Here is a 24,179-nt window from a genome sequence, read left to right on the forward strand (position 1 = left end):
GTGCAATATGAGGAAAATGAAAAACAGTTTTGAACAATGGCTTGGAGAACTTCCTGTGTCCTGGGGATTATCGAGAATTGCAAGCCTTTATAAAATTAGAAACACAAAAGTAAGCGATAAAGACTATATGCCGTTATCGGTTACAATGAATGGAATTGTTCCACAGTTAGAAACAGCAGCAAAAACCAATGCGCATGACGATCGAAAACTGGTAAGAAAAGGTGACTTTGCTATTAATAGTAGGTCTGATCGCAGAGGATCATGTGGTATTTCCGAATATGATGGTTCAGTTTCACTTATCAATACGATTTTAGCGCCATTAGGCGAAATGAATCCGAACTACTATAACTGGCTATTTCATACAACTCAATTTGCCGATGAATTTTATAAATGGGGACATGGCATAGTCGATGATCTTTGGACAACAGGCTGGCAGGATATGAAAAAGATAATGATTCCTGTCCCACCGCTCCAAGAGCAAAAGAAAATTGCCACTTTTCTCGATGCCCAATGCACTGAAATTGATGCGTTGACTGCCGACATACAAACCCAGATCGACACGCTGGAGCAGTACAAACGGTCGGTCATCACCGAAACTGTTACCAAAGGGCTGAATCTCGATGCCGAGATGAAGGACAGCGGGATTGATGGGGCTGGAGGGACTCCTTCTCACTGGAAAACAACAAGATTGTGTTATGAATGCTATATTAGGGCTCGTTTAGGATGGCGTGGGTTAAAGGCAGATGAATATGTCGATGAAGGATATGCCTTTATTTCTGCATTTAATATTCAAAATGGAAAATTGGTGTGGACGCCTTTGAATTACATTACAAAGGAAAGATTTGACGAATCGCCAGAAATTAAACTTCATAGTGGAGATGTGCTAATTGTAAAGGATGGTGCTGGTGTAGGAAAATGTGCGAGGGTCGATGATTTGCCTATGGGAGGTACAGCCCCTAACAGTTCGATTGCAGTGATTACACCAAGCAAAAATCTGGATTATAGATATGTGTGTTATTATTTGCAAAGTGCTGTTTTCAATAACTTTGTGTTGTTACTCTATAACGGGATGGGTGTTCCACATTTAACCCAAGAGGTAATGAGCAAAATCAAGATTCTTGTGCCACCATTGAAAGAGCAAATGGTAATATCAGACTATCTTGATGCCAAGTGTAGTGAAATTGATGCCGTTGTTGAAACAAAAAAATCACAGCTTGCAACGCTTGACGAATACAAGAAATCACTCATCTTTGAGTATGTAACTGGGAAGAAGGAGGTTGTCTAATGGCTACTTTTGAAGAACAACTTAATAATCTGCTAGAAAGGACTCATTCTATTAAAAGCCCAATTAATGCAGCGGCAATTGGTACGGATATAAACGAATATAATCGTCCGAGTGAAGTATGGATCAATGATGTAGAGATTTTTTACAATAATTATCTTAAAGAACATCCATTAGGCGACCGCATGAAAATACTCCTGTTTCATAGAAATCGGGATGCTTACAAAAATCTCGTTGGATGTTTGGAGAGTATCAGTAATGACCAAGATTTCATAAATAAAATGAACGGAATTTCAATGGTTAGTGTACCAAAGTATCAGGCAAAAACCTTGCCCGAATTTGATGTGTTTATTTCCCATGCTAACAAGGACAAAGAAGATTTGATTGAAGAATTATATCAGTCATTAAACAAACTAGGAATTAAGATTTTTTATGATAAAGAGTCTTTGGAGTGGGGAGATAATTGGAAGGATCGTATTCTGAACGGCACGAAAAAAGCAGAGTTTGCAATTATCGTTATTTCGGAAAATTTCTTTGATCGAGAGTGGACCGAGCGTGAATTGAATGAGTTTTTAAATAGACAGAATAGAAATGGTCAAAAGCTGATTCTTCCGATTTTGCACAACATTACGGTTTCACAGTTACAAGAAAAGTACCCATCTATAGCGGATATACAAGCGATTGATTCATCCAAGTACAGTTGCGACCAGATTGCTTTGCTTTTTGCACGTCAACTAATCAAACGGCTGCAAAGCGAGTAAGGAGGGACAATCAATGGATGATAAAACGATAATTGATATTACGAACTTGGATGCGGAAAAACATGCAGAAAATTCTGCAAAACGAGTTGCTTCATACAGAGAGAAGCTTCTTCATCACGCATCAATTCTTTCCGAAAAAGAATATCAGAAATTTCTTCTTGAAAGACTAGAAAAGGACAATGGTTTTGTAGTCCGTAAGGCTGCGGAATTTGACCGCTATTATGCCGTGGATCGTGAGATGCTCTTTAAATTCTTGAACGATACACAGCCTGATACAATGAATTATCTGCGTAAAATTTACAAAGTTGATCTGGAAGAGACGATTGTTAGCTTCATCAATGCGGAGACTACGAAGACACGCGGCAGTCTGATTGAGGTTCTGAAGCATGGTATCGAGCTCTCGAATCAGAAGATTGAGCTCATGTATACGAAGCCTGCGACTACCTTTAATCCGGAATTGACGAAGAAATACAGCCAGAATATTTTCTCTGTGATGGAGGAGGTCTGGGCCAGCGACAAGGAAAGAATCGATGTGGTTATTTTCCTGAATGGTCTGGCGATTATGGCTTTTGAGCTGAAATGTAATGCGGCAGGTCAGTCTTATCAGGATGCCATCTATCAGTTCCGTACTGACCGAAATCCAAAGACAAGACTTTTCCGGTTCAAAGCGGGAACTCTTGTGAATTTTGCTATGGATTTAGAAGAAGTATATATGACCACAAAGCTTGATGGTCAGGCTACATTCTTCTTGCCTTTTAATATGGGTAATGGTCACGGCGTCACTGCAGGAGCTGGAAATCCGGCATTTAAAGATAAATACAGTGTGTCCTATATGTGGGAGGATATCCTTACCAAGGATACGATTCTCGATCTGATCAGCAAGTTTATCTTTGTGGAAGTAAAAGAAAAGGTCGATGAAGAAACCGGAAAAGTGAAGCGCTCGGAAAATCTGATTTTTCCACGTTATCACCAGCTGGATGTTATACGTAAGATACTGGCAGATGTGCGTGAGAATGGTACCGCACAGAATTATCTGATTCAGCATAGTGCAGGATCCGGAAAGACCAACTCTATTGCGTGGCTGGCGCACCGGTTAACTTCACTGCATGATGCTAACAACAAGATTATCTTTGACAATGTTGTGATTGTTACAGACCGAGTTGTTGTAGATAGGCAGCTGCAGAAAGCCATCATGGGTATGGAACACAAGGCAGGACTCATCCGTGTGATGGATGATAAGTGTGTGTCCGCGGACCTGGCGATTGCGTTGAATGGCAATACAAAGATTATTGCAACAACGATTCAGAAATTCCCATATATCGTTGATAGTGTAGCTAATTTGAAGAACAAGCGGTTTGCCGTCATCATTGACGAGGCGCATTCTTCGACAGCCGGTAAAGATATGGCTGCCATCACGATGACGCTTGGATCCGGAGAAGATACGGAAGCGGATGTGGAAGATATGATTTCCAGCGAAATCAAGCGGAATGGTAAGCAGGCCAATGTATCAATGTTTGCTTTTACAGCAACACCGAAGCCTACCACTATTCAGCTTTTTGGACATCAGAACACAAAGGGCCAGAAGGAAGCATTTCATGTATATTCCATGAAGCAGGCCATTGAAGAGGGATTTATCCTGAATGTACTGCAGAATTATACGGAGTATTCAACTTTCTATCAGATTAACAAAGAAATTGAGGATGATCCGCGCTGTAAAACTAATGATGCGAAACGCCAGATCGCACGTTTCATAGAATTGCATGATACCAATATTGCGCAGCGTGTGGAAGTGATTGTAGAACATTTCCGCACCACGGTCATGCAGGAATTAGGCGGTCAGGCTAAGGCAATGGTGATTACCGCTTCTCGCCAGAGTGCAGTGAAGTATCGTCAGGCATTTGAAGATTACATTGCGAAGAAAGGATACGAGGGCATTCATGCATTGGTGGCTTTCTCTGGAAAAGTAAAGCTTCCGGATGATGAGCAGGAGTATACGGAAAGCTCTTTGAATGGATTTCCGGAGGATCGTCTTACAAAGGAATTTGATACGGATAAATATCAGGTTCTCCTGGTAGCAAATAAATATCAGACCGGATTTGACCAGCCGAAACTCTGTGCCATGTATGTTCTGAAAAAACTGAAAGGTGTTAATGCGGTACAGACATTATCCCGGTTAAACCGTATCTGTGCACCTTATGATAAAAAGACGTTCGTGCTGGATTTTGTAAATAGCTATGAAGATATCAAGTCTGCTTTCGCACCATATTATACGACGACATTACTGGCCAATTCTGTAACACCGAGTGCGGTATATGATCTGGAAGCTAAGATTGATGCTTATGGCATATTAGATCCTGCGGATATCGAAGCAGCTAACGATATCCTGTATGCCGACAAAGTGAATGGTAAGCAGAAACAGCGATTAACCTTTTTCCTTCAGAAGAGCAAGAAGCTGATTGAACATTATGAATACAATACGCAGCGCCAGTGCGTAGCTGATATGAGAAGCTTTGTCCGCTTCTATGAATTTCTGCTGCAGGTGTCCAGCTTTGAAGATACTGATTTACATAAGAAATATAACTTTGTGTCTTATCTGCTGGCTTATATTAACATCAAACATCCAGGCGGCGGTTTTAATCTGGATGGAAAGATTAAGGCTACTAATTTCGTACAGAAGAAGGGCGAAGATCATAAGTCGGCTGATCTCGTTGCCGATCCGGTTATGAAGCTTCCAACAGCAGAACACTTTGGACTGACAGAAGACAAGGAAAAGAGACTATCTGAGATCATCGATGAAATTAACAGCCGTACCGGTAAGAATTATGACAACGATGTGGTGGTCAAAGCCATGCTGCAGATTCGAGATATTCTGATGAAGTCAGACAAACTGAAGACCAGCGCACGTAATAATACGCAGCAGGATTTTGAGTTTTCCTATTTTGATGATATTGATGACGCTTTGATTGAGGGATTGTCACAGAATCAGGACTTCTTCTCCATGCTTCTCTCCAATGATGAGATGAAGCGGCAGGTTCTTGGTATTTTCTCGGATGAGATATACAAGAGCCTTCGGAATGCAAAATGATAAGGTGGTGATTTGCAATGTTCAATAAAATGCGATTAAAGTCAGCGCTAGTTGAATACAAGAAACGATTTATACAGACACAGTGGCCAGACGAAAAATATAAGTGGGAAGCTGTGAAATGCTTTCAGGTGAACTGGGATGTAAATGCAGATGATTTTGCTGCAATGCTTACAAAGGCATTGTCACAGACAGGCAATCTGCTGGCTTCAGTAAATAACTTTCCGGCCAAAATGATTATCAAGTTTGCGGAGATAGCACAGGAAGAAGTCAGAGCAATGTTCATCGAGCTCTTTGATGAAGGCAAAGATGTGTATGAACGTGTTGACTCTTTCAAGCAGAAATCGAATAGTCTTCTCGAAAGATATGGCAATGGTGCGGCACAGCATTATCAGTATGAGAATGCAATATGCACCTATTTGTGGCTGCGTTATCCGGATAAATATTACATTTATAAACTTACAGAGATCAAGGCAGTTTCTAATGAGCTGGAAAGCGATTATACGTTCAAAAAGGGTGCGTATGCAGATAACATTCGTAATTTTTTTGCTTTCTATAATGAAATCTGTGACGAGTTGAAGCAAGATGAAGAACTCAAAAATATGCTTGCATCACAAATAACGGGAACGTGCTATCCAGATCCAGAATTAAAAACACTGACAATTGATGTTGGATTTTTTATAAGTCGATACCTGAATAAAGATGAATCTGCACCGACATCAGATGAATGGTGGCCAACAGATTATACTCCGGCATTATCAGTCGATGATTGGGAAGTATTGCTTAATGATGCGGATATTTTTACAGACAGTAGCCTTGAAATAATGAAGCGCATTCTTGATTATGGAGGGAAGGCTACCTGCACTCAGCTTGCGATAAAATACGGTGAAAGTAAGAATTTCTATAATTCAGGATCATCAGCGCTGGCCAGAAGGATTGTAAATAAAACAAACTGTCCAATCATGTCGCGGGACAACGATGAAAGTAAATGGTGGCCGGTTCTTTATGTTGGCAAGGCTGTCAAGAAGGATGAAGAAGGATCTTATATTTGGAAGCTTAGAGATGAGCTTGCAGAAGCTCTTGGACGAGTTGATTTGTCTAAGGTGAATTTGTATGCAAATTTGGAGCCTAATTTCTGGAAGATAAGCCATGGTAATGACTGTATTTCTGATGTAGAGGCAGCAGCATTTGAAAAAAGACAAGTAATTGTGGTACATAAGGATACAGCTGCAAAGGGGAAATCAAAAGTCTCTCAGGGCGAAGATTTTATGGCTACAATGAAGAAAGGCGATTTCTTCTATTTGTGCCGTGGAAACAGCATACGGCTTTTGGGACGTATTGATTCGGATGAAGTAAATGAAAATCCAGAAAAGCAGGATGGCTGGTATGAGAGAAGTTATACGGTTATTACGGAGTCTCGTGATACAAGTGCCTATTCTGGAAATAAAAAGTGGTGGACGCCAAACGAGAACTCGACTTGCATTGTTGTTCCCAAAAGTGAAACACAGCTCTTTGAAGACTATATCTTAAAGCCTTATTTTGACATTACAAAAGAAGAACTTCTGAAGAATGATACATCAGGTTTGCACTACTGGTTTTTAAATGCAAATCCTAAAATATGGAGTATGTCCAGTATGCCAATTGGTGAGGTTCAGGACTATACCCTTTATAACGACAATGGAAATAAACGCAGGATTTTTCAGAACTTCTTAGATGCTAAGGCTGGTGATATGGTAATTGGTTATGAATCGACACCAGTAAAGCAGATCGTTGCAATTCTGCGCGTTAGTGCGGAGCAAGATGGGCAAAAAATCTATTTTGAAAAAGTAGAAGGCCTTTCCTTTCCTATTGATTTTTCGACGTTGAAAGAATGCTCAGAGCTTGAGAAGATGGAATATTTCTCTATGACACAGGGCAGCTTGTTTAAGCTTACACGCGGAGAATATGATTTTATCATAGACATGATCCGAGAGGAAAATCCGGCTCCGTCAGGGAAAGGCAATACCGAATATACGAAAACAGATTTTTTAAGAGAAGTCTATATGACAGAAGCCAAATACGATAGGCTTGCAGCGGTTCTGAAAAAGAAAAAGAACATTATTCTGCAAGGAGCACCAGGAGTTGGAAAGACATTTGCAGCTAAAAGATTAGCCTACTCTGTGATGGGTGAAAAAGATGATGACCGTATCGAATTTGTTCAGTTCCATCAGAATTATTCTTATGAAGATTTCATGATGGGCTATAAGCCTGTGGAAAATGGATTTGAACTAAAATATGGTATTTTCTATCGTTTTTGCCAAAAGGCTGCAAACCATCCAGATAAAGACTATTTCTTCATCATAGATGAAATCAACCGTGGAAACATGAGCAAGATTTTTGGAGAACTGCTGATGCTGATAGAGGCAGATTATCGAGATAAAAAAGCAACGCTTGCATATAATGGCCTGAGCTTTTCGGTTCCTAAGAGATTACATATTATCGGAATGATGAATACCGCAGACCGAAGTCTGGCAATGATTGATTATGCATTAAGACGTAGATTCAGCTTTTTCGATATGGAACCAGGCTTTGATTCGGAGGGATTTATCAATTATCAGAATAGCTTTGCAAATGAAACATTCAACACTCTCATTGAGCGTATTAAGGAACTCAACAAAGAAATAGCTCAGGATAAGTCTCTGGGTAAAGGCTTCTGCATAGGGCATAGCTATTTCTGTAATGCGGATGACCGCACAGAAGAATGGATGAAGGACGTTGTTGATTTTGATATTTTGCCGATGCTCAGTGAATACTGGTTTGATGAAAGTTCAAAGTTACAGCGGTGGGAGAACATCTTGCACGGTGTATTTCAATGACGAAAGATAAGAGCATTTTCATCAAAAATATATATTATATGCTGTCCTATGCTTTTCAAACGTTGAATCAGGAAAACTACGATGATGTAGCAGTTGAATCGTTTGACGAGATGTATGATTTATTGGCTGCGATTCTTGCAAGGGGGATTGGAATTCAGCTGAAACAAGGCCTCTACCGGGAGTACATAAACCGTCAGGAGGAACTCCCGGTAATGCGCGGGAAGATTAACATGCCGGAAACGATTAAGAATCGACTGGTACGTAAGCAGTTACTGACATGTGATTATGATGAGTTGTCTGAGAATAATCTTCTTAATCAAATAATCAAGACGGCGGTTATGTTGTTGCTACGAAATGCAAAGGTTAAGGCGGAGTACAAAGATGATTTGAAAAAGAAGATGTTATTTTTTTCTGACGTTGATAAGCTTGAGCCAACCTCCATACGATGGTCATCCATCAGATTTCAGCGAAATAATCAGACCTACCGGATGCTTATAAGTATTTGTCAGCTGATAATTGAGGGTATGCTTATCACAACAGATGCTGGAGAGTATAGGCTTGCATCCTTTGTGGATGAGCAACGTATGTGTAGGCTGTACGAGAAATTTATTCTTGAATATTACAGTAAGCATTTTCCTGAGCTGTCAGTCAGTGCTTCTCAGATACCTTGGTCTGTGGACGATGGAATCAGAACGATGTTGCCGGTAATGCAGAGTGATATTCATCTGCAAAAAGGTAATACCGTACTGATTATTGATGCGAAATATTATAGTCACACAACTCAAACGCAGTATGACAAACACACGCTCCATTCGAACAATATGTACCAAATATTCACGTATGTGAAGAATCGCGATTATGAATTTGGAGATGAAGATCACAAGGTTTCCGGAATGCTGCTGTATGCGAAAACGGATGAGGAAATTCAACCGGATAATGTGTATCAAATGCATGGTAACCAGATTACGGTCAGGACATTAGATTTGAATAAGCCTTTTTCGGATATTGCTAAGCAACTGAATACCATTGCAGAAACACACTTTGATTTACCGGAGAGGAGCAAGGTATAGAAGCGAATTTAATGCTGATAAAACCAAACTGTTAAGACTATCCTTATATACCTATTTTAGTAACGATGAGAGTATCAGTTTTTGTTATTATTCCGATGAAACAATATTAAAAAATTTTTCATCACGATAGTAATTGATAGTCTAATTCGGATTGTAGGAGACCAGCTTAAAATGAAAAGTATTAATAAAACAAAAAATGATTCAATAAGTGAACAAGCATCTGCTACGAAAGAAGAAATGATAGAATTTGCATCCAAATATAAAAATATCGAAGCGTTTAAGGATTCTGATGATGAAACAACGTATTGGTTTATTATGCTGTTTATCCTATTGATGTATATTGATTACAATACACAAAAGTTATGGGAAAGTTTTGCAGAAGAAGTAAAGACAAAAAACAGATTTTTTCCAGAAAGTGAATTGCTAAAAAAGATATCTGATATCGCAGAAAAAGCAACGTGTACTATATCAAAAGGTGATATTTTGTATCGTGCACGAGATTATACCGAACAAGATTTCTTTAAAAATGATATGGTAATAGCTCTTTCTGAGATAATGAAGGATGAGTTTTCTAATTTAGAATTTGATGCTACTGACATTTTTAATGAATCAGCAATGAATATTGCGTCCATTTACCTATGTGGTGATGAGGAAAAGAGGAGAAGAATTACAGAAAAAATAGATAATCTGTTGAATAATAAAAAGGACTTCTATGGTTTTGATAAAAGTAATTCTGATGCTCCGCCGAATGCTTATGCAAAAGAGGGGAGAGCTAATCCAAAAGGAATAAGCTATTTATATACTGCAAAAGATATTAAAACGGCAATATTGGAAATGCGGCCACAGATGCAGAAAATGTATAACATAGCCACTATAGAAATCATCAGAGATGCTAAGATATTTGATTTTACATATTCGCCCGAAAAAAATAAAGGAGGATGAGTATTCTATAGTTGCGGACTTACAAAGAATTTCTGAAGAGTTTTCTAAGCCTAATTTTGGAGATCAAATAGAGTATGCACCGACACAATTTCTCTGTGAATATATTAAAAGACTTGGTTTTGATGGAATTAAGTTTAAAAGTGCAGTATCAGCAACTGGTACAAATGTGTTGCTTTTTGATGTTGATGCGAAAACAAGAGTTTATGATATTACAGGTTCAAAAGTGTATACTGTTAATACACTAGTGTACTGACATATTGATATTTAGTTAAATATTTCTGGCTGTTATTGCCGTTTTATGGTACAATAAAAGAAACGGCGGTGATATCCTATGGCAAGACCAAAAAAGTACAAAATCAAACTTACGGATGATGAATTAAAAGAATTTAAATCTGTCATCCGAAAAAATAAAACATCCAAAACAATCCGATGCAGATGCCAGATTATTATTGACCTGGATGAGTCCCACGGAAAAGTATTGACTCATGAGCAGTCTGCAAAATCAAATGGTGTATGTCTGGCAACAGTAACCAATACTGTGAAAAAATATTTTGAGGGTGGTATTGATGCAGTAACTGAGTTTAAGCGTAATGTTAATTCTGATAATGCAAGGCGTGTGCTCGATGGACGTGCTGAAGCCCGTATCATTGAACTTGCCTGTGGTCCGGTGCCGGAAGGACATTCAAGGTGGACCATCCGGCTGCTGGAAGAGAAATCAAAAATTGTTCTTGATACTCCGGTCAGCCGTGAGGCAATCCGAAGAGCCTTAAAAAAAACAAACTTCGACCTCACAAAAACGACTACTGGTGCATCCCCAAAAAAGATGATGCCGAATTTATAGCATGTATGGAAGATGTCCTTGATGTATATGAACTCCCATACAATCCTGAAAGACCAGTTGTATGCATGGACGAAAAGCCTTACCAGTTACTGGGCGATGCAAGGAAACCACTGCCCATGCGTCCGGGTGACAATCAGAAAACAGATTCGGAATATGTCAGGAATGGTACCTGCAGCATATTTGCTTTTGTCGAACCGCTTGGAGGCACTCATCATGTCAGCGTGCGAGAACAACGTACTGCCTTTGACTGGGCAGAAGAGATAAAATATCTCGTTGATGTCATGTATCCTGATGCAGAAAAAGTAATTCTTGTTATGGATAACCTTAACACCCATAAAACGGCGTCCTTGTATAAAAGGTATCCAGCAGATGAGGCAAGACGAATTATCAAGCGTTTGGAAATTCACTATACACCCAAACATGGAAGCTGGCTTGACATTGCAGAAATAGAACTGAATGTAATGACCAGACAGTGTTTGTCACGAAGGATTGAAAACATTGCAAAACTTCGTGGAGAGCTAGCTGCGTGGGAAGTCGAGCGTAATACAGTCGCAGCAAAAGTTAATTGGCAGTTCCGAACTGCCGATGCAAGAGTGAAGTTGAGTTCATTGTATCCTAGGTTTACAACAGCTTCCGAATAGGAAGTTGTTGTAATGCTAAAAATCAATGTGCCAATACACTAGATATAGATATTAGCCAGGTTATGCCAATGGAAAATGAAGATAAGGAGCAATCACAAATGTTATTTATATGTTACCCCAAATGTTCAACCTGTCAAAAGGCTAAAAAATGGCTGGATGAGCATAATATAAAATATACTGAGCGCCATATTGTAGAGGTGAATCCTACTTATGACGAATTAAAGGAATGGTATGGGAAGAGTGGACTGACCCTTAAGAAGTTCTTTAATACTAGCGGGCTTCTTTATAAAGAAATGCAGCTTAAGGACAAGCTGCCTACAATGAGTGAAGAGGAACAGATTCAGTTACTTGCTACAAATGGAATGTTGGTAAAGCGTCCACTTGTTGTAAATGGAGATACTGTGCTTGTTGGCTTCAAGGAAGCAGAATGGGCTGAAAAATTGAATTGATAATTTTTGAGAATTCGTTTATGTATATGGAGGAAAGGAGCTGAGAATCTCATATGTCAGATTTGTTTGATTTATCGAACTTTGATAAATACAAAGAAGATAACTGCCGAGAAGTGAAAAAGGCAGAAGGTGGATTGCCTATAGCATTATGGGAGTCGTATTCCTCATTTGCCAATTCTAATGGTGGTGTTATTATTCTTGGCGTTGGAGAGCGGCAGGATGGAACTTGGTATACTACTGGACTTAAGAATGCGGATAAACTTAAGAGAAACTTTTGGAATACAATTCATGATACTAAGAAGGTAAGCATTAATTTGCTATCGGATAAAAATGTGGAGTCCTACGAGGTTAATGGTGATACCATTCTGGTTATTTATGTACCAAGAGCTAAACGTGAGCAGAAGCCTGTTTATATTAATAACGATTTATTTGGTGGCTGCTATCGTAGAGATTGGGAAGGCGACTATCATTGCTCAAAGGCAGAAATTAAAGGTATGCTCCGTGATGCTGCGGATGAGACAGAGGATATGAAGATTGTAGAACAGTTTGATATTTCTGCAATTGATACAGAGTCCTTGAAGGGATTCAGAAATCATCATAAGAGCTATCGTCCAGAGCACGTATTTAATAATTTACCAGATGATGAGTATTTAGAGAGAATAGGTGCAGCAGGATTTGGCGAGGATGGTAAATTACATCCTACTACAGCTGGGTTGCTTATGTTCGGTGAAGAATATCATATCGTAAGAGAATTTCCAGAGTATTTCCTAGATTATAGAGAGATGCTTGACCCAACAATACGTTGGACAGATCGCTTGCAGTCTAGCTCCGGTGATTGGAGCGGTAATGTATTTGATTTCTTCTTTAGAGTAAATAGCAAAATTGCAAAGGATATTAAGAAGCCTTTTAAGCTTGAAGGTATTACGAGGGTGGATGATACTCCAGTTCATAAGGCAGTTCGAGAGGCTTTAGTTAATTGTTTGGTTAATACAGATTATTTCTTGCCTTGCGGTGTAGTGATTAAGAAGGAAGATGACAAGTTGGTTATCGAGAATCCTGGTAGCATTCGCACTGGTAAAAAGCAGATGCTTCGTGGTGGTATTTCAGATCCTAGAAATAAAACACTAATGAAGATGTTTAATATGATTGGTATTGGTGAAAGAGCCGGTAGTGGTATCCCAGATATTTATCAGGTTTGGGAGAATGAAGGCTGGCCAATGCCTGTGGTGGAAGAAAGTTATAATCCTGACAGGACTCGTTTATCGCTTGAATTTGCGAAAAAACAAACGATAAAAACAAGCGAAGAGGAAAAGGAGCCAAAAAGGAGCCAAAAAGGAGCCGAAAAGGAGCCAATAAAAGGAGCTGAAAGAAAAAAGGAAATTTTGAAGCTGATAAAGGTAAACTCAACTATTACACAAGTTGAAATTATGAAAGAATTAGATTTGACTAGAAAGCAAGTGCAAAAGGATATGAAAGAGTTACAAGAGATGCACATAATTGCAAGAGAAGGCACAAACAGAAGAGGACGCTGGATTATCGTCAAAGAGAATAAATAGAATTTAAGTTTATTAGGGGGATAGTTTATATGCTTAATCTTTCGGAAGAACAACAAAAAGCACTGATGGAAACAGTAAATAAGCATATTCAGGAAGAAACAAAAAAGAGCCTAGATGCATTTGATAAAACCCTTGATAGAAAAGTCAGTTTGGTGTAAATAGTATAAAAACATTGGATTCCGTACAAAAAAGTTCCAAAATCAGGAATTTCTGTACGGAATTTCTTTTATTTGCGTACTTGGCGAAAATAAAGCATTTTTATAATACAAAATTACCTGCTTTTGTATTTTTTTGCCGATATTGGCGTTTTAAATACAAGAAAATTCGTAGGAATCTGCAAGGCACTTTTACATTAGCTTTTTACAGTCGTTGACAGTCACTGTCTTTTACCATAAAATGAACAGTAAGAATGTATGAAAAAGGAAGAGAAAAATGGGAAAATCTGAGAAACAGATGGATAAAGAGCATGAGCGCAACCAACGGATCATTGATACAGCGTTCCGGCTTTTTGTGGAAAAGAAAATCGAAGCGGTCAGCATGGATGAGGTCGCAAAAGAAGCCGGTGTGGGACGTGCCACATTGTTCCGCTGTTACAACAATAAGACGGAGCTGGCTATTGCGGTCTGCGCATCGAAATGGAAGGCTTATCTGGACAAGCTGGATGAGGCAAGACCAATCTCTTCGATACACGATATTCCGGCCATCGGAAGATTTATTTTTACGCTGGACAGTTATATCGGCATGTATCAGAACCATAAGGATCTGCTGCAGTATAATGACAACTTCAACAATTATATAACACACCAGACGGTGCGGCAGGAGGAACTGGCGAATTTCCACGCATCCCTGAATTCCGTCAACACAAGACTTCATATGATGTATGCGAAGGCAAAAGAGGACAAGACCTTCCGCACGGATATTCCGGAGGAACAGTTCATGCGTGTGACGGTGCATACCATGATGGCAGCGTGTACCCATTACGCAGGTGGTTTTATCTGGGGAGCAACGGACAACAAGGATTATACAGGTGATCTGCTGCTTTTAAAGGAAATGATCCTGAATTATGCCCGGAATGACGCCAATCTCTGATTTTCAGGTATGTCGATCCTGACAGACGGATGAACAGATCACTGATTGACATTGCAATTTCAGAAAATCTGTGATATAGTAGCCACAATTGAATATGGAGTATTCAGGTGCCGGAGCAGCCACGTAAGTAGCTGGCTCCGGTGAAAAGGGAAGCAGGTGTAAGTCCTGCACGAACTCGTCACCGTAATTAGGGAGCTGAAGCCGATAGATCACTGGGAGACCGGGAAGATGGCGGATGCAATGATCTTCAAGCCGGGAGACCTGCCTGAATGCTGTACAGAAACATTTGTTTCAAAGCCACGAGTAACTGGTTGTACGTGTGGAATGCAGAAGCGACAGAAGCTTTTTTGCATTCGTTTCTTATGTGTACAAACCCTTTACCTGATACAGGAAAGGGTTTTTGTTTTTGTTGCGAAAAACATGTTTCTGACTTACATATTTAAGAATACCGGGGCAAGCCCCAAAATCAAAAGAGACAGAAAACCTGTCAGAGGAGGAAACATGAAAAGAAGAATCGTAGCAGTAGTACTGGCAACCGTACTGGGCGCTGTATGCATCACCGGATGCGGCAATACCCAGGAGACCGTAGAGAGCACTGTACAGGTAAGCACTGAGGCTCAGACCACCCAGGCAGCGGAAACAGCAGCTACCGAAAGCACCGAAGATGCAGATCAGGCAGCAGCCGATGAAGTAGCAGCAATGATCGATGCCATCTATGTGCAGGAGAGAACTGAGAATACCGATAAGCAGTGTGTAGATGCCAAGGCAGCATGGGATGCACTGACCGACGCACAGAAGGAACTGGTAGAGGGAGAAAATGCAGATCCCGATTATTTCGGCAGAGATACCGGAGATGCTTCCAAGGATGATCCCCGTAATCAGGATGAGATCGGTGAGAACGAGATTCTGGTAGTAAGCTTCGGCACTTCCTTTAACGACAGCCGTGTGGCTGATATCAAGGGTATCGAGGATGCGATCGCAGCAGCCAATCCCGACTGGTCTGTAAGAAGAGCATTTACCGCACAGATTATCATCAACCATATACAGGCAAGAGATGATGAGCATATCGACAACATGGATCAGGCACTGGACCGCGCTGTGGCAAACGGTGTTAAGAACCTGGTAGTACAGCCCACGCATCTGATGCATGGCGCAGAGTATGACGAGCTGATGGAAGCTGTAGAAGCGTATAAGGATCAGTTTGCATCTGTAAAAGTCGCTGAGCCCCTGTTAGGTGAAGTGGGAGACGATGCAACCGTTGTCAATGCAGATAAGAAAGCAGTAGCGGAAGATCTGACTGCAGAAGCAGTGAAGACCGCTGGGTATGACAGCCTGGATGCTGCAAAGGAAGATGGCGTGGCATTCGTATTCATGGGTCACGGAACTTCCCACACCGCAAAGGTGTCTTACAGCCAGATGCAGACCCAGATGAACGACCTCGGTTATGCTAACGTATTCATCGGAACTGTAGAAGGTGAGCCGGAAGAGACCGCCTGCGAAGAAGTCATCAAGGCTGTTGCGGAAGCAGGTTACACCAAAGTGGTTCTTCGTCCCCTGATGGTAGTAGCAGGTGACCATGCCAACAACGATATGGCAGGCGAGGATGAGGATTCCTGGTTAAGCCAGTTCAATGCTTCCGGTAAGTTCGACAGCGTGGATACCCAGATCGCAGGTCTTGGCGGGATCAAGGCTATCCAGGATCTGTATGTGGCACATACCGCAGCAGCAATGGCTGAGAAATAAATAAGAATCAAGATTACAAATAAAATAAGGATTAAAATCAGTAATGAAAGCAAAGACATTAATGAATAAAATCATAATCGTGGGCGGACTGAGTGCCTGTCTGCTGCTTGGCGGCTGTGGAGCAGGTCAGGCAGCGGATGCAACATCTGCAGAAAGCACATTTGCCGCACAGGAAAGTACCGTAACACCGACAGAGAGCACGGAAACGGCGGAAACTGTCAGCACAGAGACTGCGCAGGACAAGGCACAGCTTCCTGATGGTGTCTACACCGCTGAATTTTCCACGGACAGTTCCATGTTCCATGTCAGTGAGGCCTGTGACGGCAAGGGAACACTGACGGTAAAGGATGGCGTTATGACCATTCACATTTCCTTAGGCTCCAAGAAGATCCTGAATCTCTATCCGGGTCTGGCGGAAGATGCAGCCAAAGATGGTGCAGTACTGCTTGAGCCCACCACGGATACCGTGACTTACAGTGACGGCATGACGGAAGAAGTCTACGGCTTCGATGTTCCTGTACCCGTGATCGGAGAGGAATTCGATCTGGCACTGATCGGTACCAAGGGAAAATGGTATGACCATAAAGTAAAGGTATCCGATCCGGTAGAGGAGGGCACCGCAGACACTTTTGATCTGAGCACTGTAGAAGACGGCACCTACACCATCGAACTGACCATGGAGGGCGGAAGCGGCAGAGCAAGCATCCAGTCTCCCGCGCAGATCACGGTGATTGACGGAGCGGCAACGGCGACTCTGGAATGGAGCAGCCCGAACTATGACTATATGCTGGTGAACGGTGAAAAATATCTGCCGGTAAATACGGAGGGCAATTCCGTATTTGAAGTGCCGGTGGAAGCACTGGATGCCCCCCTTACCATGATCGGTGATACTGTGGCAATGAGCACACCTCATGAGGTGGAATACACCGTAACTTTCCACTCTGAGACACTTGAGAGTGCAGAGAGCGGTAAGTAATACACATTGGTGCCTGCGGCTCAAATATTGCAGGCTATGAAAGGCATGAAAACTTTGAGGTCAGGAAGAAATAGAAGAAAATGGATCTATGTTCTGCTTCTTATGGGACTGCTGGGGCTAAGTGGCTGCGGCAGTCCTTCTTCTGCTTCTATGGATACATCGGCGGAAGCAACATCGGAGATTACCCAGGCAGCAGAGACCACGCAGGAAGAACGGACAGAATTAGTAAAAACAGGCAGCATGGAGCTGCAATATGCGGAAAATTTTGCGGTGGATTACTACGAAGATGGTTATAAGATGCTGACAACGCTTCCCGATAGTAAACGGTATCTGTTAGTGCCGGAGGGACAGCCGGTGCCAAGGGGACTGGATGAGGACGTCAGCATCTTGCAGGAACCGCTTCAAAATATATATCTGGTGGCATCCGGCGCGATGGACATGTTCGCCTCGCTGGACGCTGTGGATCAGATTCGGTTCTCCGGGCAGAAGCAGGAGAACTGGTACATTCAGACAGCAAAGGATGCCATGGCGGCAGGGGACATGATCTATGCCGGAAAATACAGTAAACCGGATTATGAATTACTGGTGTCTGAAGGCTGTGATCTGGCGATCGAGAACCGGATGATCACGCACTCGCCGGAGGTGGTGGAAATGCTTCAAAGCTTTGATATTCCGGTGATGATCGAATATTCCAGCTATGAACAGCATCCTTTGGGAAAAGTGGAATGGGTCAAATTTTTCGGAGCCCTGACCGGAAAGGAAGCGGAGGCAGAAGAAGCCTTTGCGGAGCAGACAGAGATTCTGGAAGAGGTAGAAAGCGGGGAAAAAACAGGGAAGACCATAGCATTTTTCTATGTCACTTCCAACGGACTGATCCAGGTACGGCAGAGCACGGATTATATTCCAAAGCTGATCGAACTGGCAGGGGGAAGATACATTTTTGAGGATCTCGAGGACAGCGGAAGCGGACGCTCTACGCTGAACATGCAGGTCGAAGATTTTTACGCCGGGGCGAAGGACGCAGACATACTGATCTACAACAGCTCGATCGACGGTGGTGTGACCACGCTGGACGAGCTGATCGGCAAATGCAATATTCTAAAAGACTTCAAGGCGGTACAGGAGGGGCAGGTCTATTGCACCACCAACGATATGTACCAGCAGTCCATGGCAATCGGGTATTTATTGCAGGATATGCATACGGTGTTGACGGACGATGATACCGCTAAGCTGCGTTATCTGTTTCTCTTACAGTAAGATGGAAGACCTAGAAACACAGCGTAAGCATAAGAGCGTTGGAATGAGATTAGAATACGATTGGAATACGAATAGGAAAAGAAGGAGAAAAACATGCAGCAGCGCAGAAAAATCAGATATCTCATAGCGTTTGTTCTATTGACGGCAGGCATTCTCGTGCTGCTGCTTTGCAATATAGGGATCGGAACGGTGAAGATCCCGTTGACAGAAATACTGACTACGGGAAGAACCAAAGAAGGCATGAATGCGAGGATTCTGTGGGAGATCCGTCTTCCCAGGACACTGGCGGCGGGGATCCTGGGCGGAGCGCTGGCACTTGCCGGGTATCTGCTTCAGACCTTTTTCCACAACCCCATAGCCGGACCCTTCGTCTTAGGAATTTCTTCCGGAGCGAAAATGGTAGTGGCACTGGTGATGGTATTTTTGCTGGGGAATACGATCCGGGTCAGCTCCGGACTGTTGATCCTGGCGGCATTTTTAGGAGCTATGTTGTCCATGGGATTCGTACTTCTCATGGCAAGAAAGGTAGACAGCATGTCCATGCTGGTGGTCAGCGGCGTGATGATCGGTTACATCTGTTCTGCCATTACGGAACTGGTGGTGACTTTTGCGGAGGATGCGGATATCGTGAATCTCCACAACTGGTCGAGAGGAAGCTTTTCCGGAATGACCTGGGACAATGTGAAAGTGATGAGTATCGTGGTGGCAGTGACTTTCCTTATGGTGATCCTGTTAGCAAAGCCGCTGGAAGCCTACCAGCTGGGTGAGACGTATGCACAGAATCTGGGAGTGAACATCCGGACATTGCGGATCCTGCTGGTGGTGTTGTCCAGCGTACTTTCGGCATGCATCGTGGCATTTGCCGGACCCATCTCTTTTGTGGGGATCGCCGTGCCGCAGCTGATCCGGAAATTATTCGGCACCACAAAACCGTTACTCATGATACCGGCATGTTTCTTAGGAGGCAGTGTGTTCTGCCTGTTCTGTGATCTGTTGGCAAGAACCTGGATGGCACCCACAGAGCTTGGTATCAGCACAGTGACGGCAATCTTCGGAGCACCGGTGGTATTGTGGATCATGGTATCCAAAAGCAGACGGGAGCGTGGATAACTTACCTATGAAGACGCAGAAGCCTTATTATATTACAACGGAAAAAATAAGCGTGGGCTATGACGGAAAGCCTCTGATCGAAGAAGTGGAGATCGCACTCAGAAAAGGAGAGATCCTGACGTTACTGGGACCTAACGGTGCCGGAAAATCCACGATCTTAAAAAGTATTGCGAGACAGCTGTCCCTGATCGCGGGAACGGTGCGGCTGGACGGAGAAGATATGAAGTCGCTCACCGGGGCAGAACTGTCAAAAAAAATGGCCGTGGTAATGACAAAACGTCTGCGGGGGGAATTGATGACCTGCGAGGATGTGGTGGCCACCGGAAGATACCCCTACACAGGGCGTTTCGGCGTGCTGCGGGCAGAAGATCATGCAGCGGTGCAAAACGCCATGGAACTGGTGCAGGTGGCAGAGATTGGGGATTCTTTGTTTGACCGGATCAGTGACGGACAGAGACAGCGGGTGATGTTAGCCAGAGCCATTTGTCAGGAGCCGGAGATATTGATCCTGGACGAGCCGACTTCCTACCTGGATGTGCGGCATAAACTGGAATTTTTATCGATCCTGCAAAAACTTTGCAGGGAGAGAGAACTTACGGTGATCCTGTCCTTGCATGAGTTGGAACTGGCGGAGAAGATCTCCGATAGAATCCTGTGTGTGAACGGCAGGGCGGTGGACCGGATCGGAACGCCGGAGGAAGTCATGACAGCCGGCTATATCACCGAACTCTATGGCATCCGGATGGGAAGCTATGATGAGGGCAGCAGTGATATGGAGCTGACGGCGCCGGAAGGAACACCGCAGGTCTTCGTGATCGCCGGAGCCGGAAGCGGACGGAAAATTTACCGGCGTCTGCAGAGAGCGGGAATCCCCTTTGTCACCGGGATCCTGTATGAAAATGACCTGGATTATCCCGTGGCGAAGGCTCTGGCGGCGGAGGTGATCGCAGAGCATCCTTTTGAGCCGGTGGCACAGGAAAAAATACAGGCAGCGAAGAAACAGTTGGAAAAGTGTAACCGCGTTATCTGCTGTCGGGAGAATTTCGGTAGTCTGGAGACTTATCAGAGAGAGCTTTTAGAGTATGCAGAACAGCTGGGGAAGCGGATAGAAAAGTCAGAAAGCCCGGAGCAACAGCGTGGGTGTTAGAAAACAGAGAAACGAAATTCCCGGGATGTCGGTGGCATCTGTGGGATGGAGAAAACGATGGCAAAAGTTATTATGATACAGGGCACCATGTCCGGTGCCGGGAAAAGTCTCCTGGTGGCGGGCCTATGCCGGATCTTCCGGCAGGACGGTTATCGGGTCGCCCCTTTTAAATCACAGAATATGGCACTCAATTCCTATATCACGAAAGAAGGACTGGAAATGGGCAGGGCACAGGTGATGCAGGCGGAAGCGGCAGGGATCGAACCGCTGGTGTGCATGAATCCTATTTTATTAAAGCCTACCAGTCATACCGGCTCCCAGGTCATCGTGAACGGGGAGGTACGGGGAAATCTGTCCGCCAGAGACTATTTTGCCCATAAGACAGAACTGATCCCGGATATCAAGGCAGCCTTCCGCAAGCTGGAGACTTATGCGGATATCATTGTCATTGAGGGCGCCGGAAGTCCGGCGGAGATCAATCTGAAACAGAATGACATCGTAAATATGGGAATGGCGGCAATGGTGGATGCACCGGTACTTTTAGTGGGAGACATTGACAGAGGCGGCGTGTTCGCACAGCTTTTGGGAACCCTGATGCTGCTGACCGAAGAGGAACGGGAACGGGTAAAGGGATTGATCATCAACAAATTCCGTGGAGACAGCACGATTTTAGACCCCGGCATTCAGATGTTAACAGAACGGGGGCAGGTGCCGGTGCTGGGAACGGTACCTTATATGGAACTTACGCTGGAAGATGAGGACAGTCTGACGGACCGTTTCGATGCAAAACATGTGGGGAAGATCGATCTGGCTGTGATCCACTATCCCAGAATTTCAAATTTTACGGATTTTGATGTGTTTGAGCAGATGCCGGAGGTCAGTGTCCGGTATGTGACGAATGTAAGAGAGCTGGGAACGCCGGATCTGATATTTCTCCCCGGCAGTAAAAATACCATGGGAGATCTGAAATGGATGCGGCAGAACGGACTGGAGGCAGCGGTAAAACGGGCTGCGGGAAAAGTTCCCATTTTCGGGATCTGCGGAGGCTATCAGATGTTAGGCTGTGAGATCGCGGATCCGGACAGTGTAGAGGAAGGCGGACAGATCCGCGGCATGGAACTGCTTCCGGTACGGACAGTGCTGCAGAAGGAGAAACATCGCTGCCAGACAGATGGAACTCTGGATGCGGTGGAGGGTATTTTCTCCGGACTTACAGGATGCGAGTTCACGGGGTATGAGATCCATATGGGGCAGACAGTGTATTGTGACGGAGATGGCAGCGGTGCAAAGGGTAGAGCGGACAAAGCAGCCAGATCGGAAAATAGTGCAGAAAGCAATCGGAGCGCTTTCTGTGCAGACGATGCCATGAGGAATACAAAAATTACAGAAAATGTAGTCAGTGACTCCACCGGCAGAATCTATGGTTCCTATATTCACGGTCTGTTTGACAAGGGAGAGATCGCCGGGCGTATGATACAGACTCTGGCCCGGGAAAAAGGCATCTCTCTGGAGGACGGTGTCTGGGAGGATTACCGCACCATTAAGGAGAGACAATACGATAAACTGGCAGATACCCTGCGGGAATATCTGCGTATGGAGGACATCTATGGAATGCTCAGAGAAGCCCGTATTTCATAACTATACCGTACGGGAATTGGCGCAGATCCGGATCACACCGCCGGACGAAGCAGTGAGAAAGCTTGTGAAAAAGCATTGGGACACTCTGGCAAAGCCGCTGGACGGCATGGGCAGCTTTGAAACCATCACGGCACAGATCGGAGCCATCTTAGGTACGGAAGTGATCGATATTCGTAAAAAAGGTGTGCTGCTCTTCTGCGCCGATAACGGCATTGTAGAGGAGGGGGTGACCCAGTCCGGGCAGGAGGTTACGCTGGCGGTGGCAAAGTCCATGGCCAGGAAGGGTTCCTCAGTCTGCAGGATGGCACAGAGCATCGGTGCCGAGACCATTCCCGTGGACATCGGGATAAATAGTGAGGAATCCATCCCCGGAGTATGGAACTGCAAAGTGTGCTCCGGAACAAGAAATTTCTTAAAAGAACCGGCTATGACGGAAGAAGAGACCGTCCGTGCCATTGCCACAGGAACCAGACTGGTACGGGAGTGTAAGGAAAAAGGATACGGTATCCTTGCCACCGGGGAAATGGGAATCGGCAACACCACCACCAGCAGTGCAGTGACAGCCGCCCTATTACAGTGTGGGGCAGAGGAAGTCACCGGCAGAGGCGCGGGACTGACAGATCAGGGACTGGCTCGGAAGCAACAGGTGGTGCGCACCGCCCTGGAAACCTATGATCTGTGGCATGCGGATGCCTTCACGGTATTGCAGACAGTCGGAGGGCTGGATATTGCCGGACTGACCGGTATGTGCATCGGCGGAGCCCTGTGGCATGTGCCCATCGTGCTGGATGGCGTGATCAGCATGGCAGCGGCCCTGGTGGCGGAGCGGCTGTTTCCCGGTGTGCGGGAATATCTGATCCCTTCCCATCTTGGGAAAGAACCGGCGGCAGTGAAGCTGGCAGATGCTTTGCAACTGTCTCCGGTGATCCATGCGGGAATGGCACTGGGAGAAGGAACCGGAGCCGTTATGATGTTCACACTGCTGGATATGGCAATGAGCATTTATGGACAGAGCGCTACCTTCTCAGAAATCAAAGTAGAACAATATAGACGTTAACAGTTCAGCCATGAACATATCCGGGCGCAAAAATCATGCTTGCATGATTTTTTGAGGGCATGGCGTGGGCTGAACATTCAGACGAATGGAGAAGCAACATGATGACACTGATCCTGGGCGGCAGTGGCAGCGGGAAATCCGCTTATGCGGAAGATTATCTGCTGCGGGCTGCCGGTGATAAGAACAAATATTATATCGCCACCATGCAGATCCGGGATGCGGAGATGCAGGCAAAGGTGGACAGGCATCACAGGCTGCGACAGGGAAAAGGCTTCACTACCATCGAACAGCCTACGGAGTTGGAGCAGGCGGTCTTGCAAATGGAACCGGCAGGAGCGGTATTGTTGGAATGTATGTCAAATCTCACCGCCAACGAAATGTTTTCCGGGGAACAGCCTGTGGATCGTCAGACGGTGATCACAAAGATTCTGCAAGGTATGGAAGGATTAAGAAAACAGGCAGATCCGTTAGTCATTGTAACCAATAATGTATTTGAGGATGGAATGATCTACGATGATTCTACGATGGAATACATCGAGGCACTGGGGCGGATCAACGAACGACTTGCCGCGGAGGCGGACGAGGTCGTGGAAGTCGTAGCGGGGATCCTACAGCGGATCAAACCCGGCTCACCAGGAGCAAAAGCACAGAACCGGCAGGACAGCCGGGGATAGAAAGGAAAC

At 44.1% G+C, this 24,179-nt stretch carries 22 protein-coding genes and 1 riboswitch; all 22 genes read left to right on the forward strand.

Going from position 1 to position 24,179, the window contains the following annotated elements; all coding sequences use genetic code 11:
* Window positions 1-7 precede the first annotated feature (7 nt).
* The gene (locus H9Q77_RS05320) at window positions 8-1,285 is read left to right on the forward strand and encodes a restriction endonuclease subunit S (RefSeq protein WP_249326745.1); all 1,278 of its coding nucleotides are present in this window, start codon (window positions 8-10) and stop codon (window positions 1,283-1,285) included.
* The gene (locus tag H9Q77_RS05325) at window positions 1,285-2,043 is read left to right on the forward strand and encodes a toll/interleukin-1 receptor domain-containing protein (RefSeq protein ID WP_249326746.1); all 759 of its coding nucleotides are present in this window, start codon (window positions 1,285-1,287) and stop codon (window positions 2,041-2,043) included. Before H9Q77_RS05320 ends, H9Q77_RS05325 begins: the two co-directional genes overlap by 1 nt.
* 13 nt (window positions 2,044-2,056) lie before the next feature.
* Window positions 2,057-5,128: a type I restriction endonuclease subunit R gene (locus H9Q77_RS05330; protein WP_249326747.1), complete on the forward strand. Its 3,072-nt coding sequence runs from the start codon at window positions 2,057-2,059 to the stop codon at window positions 5,126-5,128.
* Window positions 5,129-5,145: 17 nt separating this feature from the next.
* Window positions 5,146-7,980, forward strand: coding sequence for an AAA family ATPase (locus tag H9Q77_RS05335; RefSeq protein ID WP_249326748.1), 2,835 nt, complete (start codon window positions 5,146-5,148; stop codon window positions 7,978-7,980).
* Window positions 7,977-9,050 (forward strand): 5-methylcytosine-specific restriction endonuclease system specificity protein McrC, encoded by a 1,074-nt coding sequence (gene mcrC / locus H9Q77_RS05340; protein ID WP_249326749.1) that lies wholly within the window; start codon window positions 7,977-7,979, stop codon window positions 9,048-9,050. Before H9Q77_RS05335 ends, mcrC begins: the two co-directional genes overlap by 4 nt.
* Window positions 9,022-9,180, forward strand: a complete 159-nt coding sequence (locus tag H9Q77_RS16935; RefSeq protein ID WP_408641167.1) for a DUF6037 family protein — start codon at window positions 9,022-9,024, stop codon at window positions 9,178-9,180. Before mcrC ends, H9Q77_RS16935 begins: the two co-directional genes overlap by 29 nt.
* A 41-nt stretch (window positions 9,181-9,221) precedes the next feature.
* On the forward strand, window positions 9,222-9,992 hold the full coding sequence (locus H9Q77_RS16620; protein ID WP_283244806.1) for an RES family NAD+ phosphorylase: 771 nt from the start codon (window positions 9,222-9,224) through the stop codon (window positions 9,990-9,992).
* Window positions 9,952-10,245, forward strand: coding sequence for an RES family NAD+ phosphorylase (locus H9Q77_RS16625; RefSeq protein WP_283244807.1), 294 nt, complete (start codon window positions 9,952-9,954; stop codon window positions 10,243-10,245). The genes H9Q77_RS16620 and H9Q77_RS16625 overlap by 41 nt, the downstream gene beginning before the upstream one ends.
* 78 nt (window positions 10,246-10,323) lie before the next feature.
* Window positions 10,324-10,833: a helix-turn-helix domain-containing protein gene (locus tag H9Q77_RS05350; RefSeq protein WP_006855777.1), complete on the forward strand. Its 510-nt coding sequence runs from the start codon at window positions 10,324-10,326 to the stop codon at window positions 10,831-10,833.
* On the forward strand, window positions 10,803-11,474 hold the full coding sequence (locus H9Q77_RS05355) for an IS630 family transposase (RefSeq protein ID WP_134523031.1): 672 nt from the start codon (window positions 10,803-10,805) through the stop codon (window positions 11,472-11,474). The genes H9Q77_RS05350 and H9Q77_RS05355 overlap by 31 nt, the downstream gene beginning before the upstream one ends.
* Before the next feature lie 98 nt (window positions 11,475-11,572).
* On the forward strand, window positions 11,573-11,923 hold the full coding sequence (locus tag H9Q77_RS05360; RefSeq protein WP_022154769.1) for an arsenate reductase family protein: 351 nt from the start codon (window positions 11,573-11,575) through the stop codon (window positions 11,921-11,923).
* A gap of 53 nt (window positions 11,924-11,976) precedes the next feature.
* On the forward strand, window positions 11,977-13,479 hold the full coding sequence (locus H9Q77_RS05365; RefSeq protein WP_191835484.1) for an ATP-binding protein: 1,503 nt from the start codon (window positions 11,977-11,979) through the stop codon (window positions 13,477-13,479).
* A 29-nt stretch (window positions 13,480-13,508) separates the two neighbouring features.
* The gene (locus H9Q77_RS16630) at window positions 13,509-13,637 is read left to right on the forward strand and encodes a hypothetical protein (protein ID WP_283244808.1); all 129 of its coding nucleotides are present in this window, start codon (window positions 13,509-13,511) and stop codon (window positions 13,635-13,637) included.
* 274 nt (window positions 13,638-13,911) lie between these two features.
* Window positions 13,912-14,568, forward strand: a complete 657-nt coding sequence (locus H9Q77_RS05370; protein WP_148445496.1) for a TetR/AcrR family transcriptional regulator — start codon at window positions 13,912-13,914, stop codon at window positions 14,566-14,568.
* A gap of 88 nt (window positions 14,569-14,656) precedes the next feature.
* Window positions 14,657-14,851, forward strand: a riboswitch (cobalamin riboswitch).
* A gap of 218 nt (window positions 14,852-15,069) precedes the next feature.
* Window positions 15,070-16,311, forward strand: coding sequence for a sirohydrochlorin cobaltochelatase (locus tag H9Q77_RS05375; protein ID WP_249326750.1), 1,242 nt, complete (start codon window positions 15,070-15,072; stop codon window positions 16,309-16,311).
* A gap of 61 nt (window positions 16,312-16,372) precedes the next feature.
* Window positions 16,373-17,287, forward strand: a complete 915-nt coding sequence (locus H9Q77_RS05380) for an iron transporter (RefSeq protein ID WP_249326751.1) — start codon at window positions 16,373-16,375, stop codon at window positions 17,285-17,287.
* A gap of 45 nt (window positions 17,288-17,332) precedes the next feature.
* Complete coding sequence (locus H9Q77_RS05385; protein ID WP_249326752.1) at window positions 17,333-18,544, forward strand: ABC transporter substrate-binding protein; 1,212 nt, start codon at window positions 17,333-17,335, stop codon at window positions 18,542-18,544.
* Between the two features lie 93 nt (window positions 18,545-18,637).
* A complete protein-coding gene (locus tag H9Q77_RS05390) occupies window positions 18,638-19,654 on the forward strand; it encodes a FecCD family ABC transporter permease (RefSeq protein WP_022154763.1) in 1,017 nt (338 codons plus the stop codon).
* A gap of 7 nt (window positions 19,655-19,661) precedes the next feature.
* Window positions 19,662-20,801: an ABC transporter ATP-binding protein gene (locus tag H9Q77_RS05395; protein WP_249326753.1), complete on the forward strand. Its 1,140-nt coding sequence runs from the start codon at window positions 19,662-19,664 to the stop codon at window positions 20,799-20,801.
* Between the two features lie 57 nt (window positions 20,802-20,858).
* The gene (locus H9Q77_RS05400; RefSeq protein WP_249326754.1) at window positions 20,859-22,439 is read left to right on the forward strand and encodes a cobyric acid synthase; all 1,581 of its coding nucleotides are present in this window, start codon (window positions 20,859-20,861) and stop codon (window positions 22,437-22,439) included.
* The gene (cobT, locus tag H9Q77_RS05405) at window positions 22,408-23,496 is read left to right on the forward strand and encodes a nicotinate-nucleotide--dimethylbenzimidazole phosphoribosyltransferase (protein ID WP_249326755.1); all 1,089 of its coding nucleotides are present in this window, start codon (window positions 22,408-22,410) and stop codon (window positions 23,494-23,496) included. The genes H9Q77_RS05400 and cobT overlap by 32 nt, the downstream gene beginning before the upstream one ends.
* A 98-nt stretch (window positions 23,497-23,594) precedes the next feature.
* The gene (locus H9Q77_RS05410; protein WP_249326756.1) at window positions 23,595-24,170 is read left to right on the forward strand and encodes a bifunctional adenosylcobinamide kinase/adenosylcobinamide-phosphate guanylyltransferase; all 576 of its coding nucleotides are present in this window, start codon (window positions 23,595-23,597) and stop codon (window positions 24,168-24,170) included.
* Window positions 24,171-24,179: the final 9 nt, after the last annotated feature.

The organism is Simiaoa sunii (assembly GCF_014337175.1).
GTDB lineage: Bacteria > Bacillota > Clostridia > Lachnospirales > Lachnospiraceae > Acetatifactor > Acetatifactor intestinalis.